Raw genomic sequence first — 1,436 nt, 5'->3', positions numbered from 1 at the left:
GTATTATCAGACGAACCAGCAGATATTTCAGTAGACTGTGAGTCAGTACCCTCAGTACCAACAATTACAGCGACTGATAATTGCGACACAGTAGTAGATGTAATCTTTACCGAAGTAAGCAATACAGTAGTAGACGGTTGTGGAGAAATCGTACGTAAATGGGAATCAACAGATAATTGTGGCAACACAGTAAGTCATACCCAAACAATCACAGTAACCGATACCACTGCACCAGTATTATCAGACGAACCAGCCGATGTAAGTGTAGACTGTGAGTCAGTACCCTCAGTACCAACAATTACAGCGACTGATAATTGTGATAGCGTAGTAGATGTAATCTTTACGGAAGTAAGCAATACAGTAGTAGACGGTTGTGGAGAGATTGTACGTAAATGGGAATCAACTGACAACTGTGGAAACACAGTAAGTCATACGCAAACAATCACGGTAACCGATACCACTGCACCAACCTTATCATCAGAACCAGCAGATATTTCAGTAGACTGTGAAGCAATACCAGCAGTACCAACCATCACCGCAACCGATAATTGTGATACTGTAGTAGACGTAGTGTTTACTGAAGTAAGTAATACAGTAGTAGACGGCTGTGGAGAGATTGTACGTCAATGGGAATCAACCGATAAATGTGGAAACACGGTAAGTCATACCCAAACCATCACTGTAACCGATACTACTGCACCAGTCTTATCATCAGAACCAGCCGATGTAAGTGTAGACTGTGAGTCAGTACCCTCAGTACCAACAATTACAGCGACTGATAATTGTGATACTGTAGTAGACGTAGTGTTTACTGAAGTAAGTAATACAGTAGTAGACGGCTGTGGAGAGATTGTACGTCAATGGGAATCAACCGATAAATGTGGAAACACGGTAAGTCATACCCAAACCATCACAGTAACCGATACCACTGCACCAGTATTATCAGACGAACCAACAAACATCTCAGTAGACTGTGAGTCAGTACCCTCAGTACCAACGATCACAGCAACAGATAATTGTGATAGCGTAGTAGATGTAATCTTTACCGAAGTAAGCAATACAGTAGTAGACGGTTGTGGAGAAATCGTACGTAAATGGGAATCAACAGATAATTGTGGCAACACAGTAAGTCATACCCAAACCATCACGGTAACCGATACCACTGCACCAGTATTATCAGACGAACCAACAAACATCTCAGTAGACTGTGAGTCAGTACCATCAGTACCAACAATCACCGCAACCGATAATTGTGATACCGTAGTAGACGTAGTATTTACGGAAGTAAGTAATACAGTAGTAGACGGTTGTGGAGAGATTGTACGTAAATGGGAATCAACCGACAACTGTGGAAACACGGTAAGTCATACCCAAACAATCACAGTAACCGATACCACTGCACCAGATTTTACAGTGCCAGCTGACATCACAATATA

1 pseudogene is annotated in these 1,436 nt (G+C 42.0%); it reads left to right on the top strand.

The features are described from left to right. Window positions 1-1,436, top strand: a pseudogene (locus ACQYZ7_RS16650) (hypothetical protein); the annotation flags it as partial.

Origin of the sequence: Tenacibaculum sp. SDUM215027, assembly GCF_050566205.1 — a bacterium.
Taxonomy (GTDB): Bacteria; Bacteroidota; Bacteroidia; order Flavobacteriales; family Flavobacteriaceae; genus Polaribacter.
The sequence above is the reverse complement of the archived record's forward strand: the minus strand, read 5'-3'. Positions and strand labels throughout refer to the sequence as shown.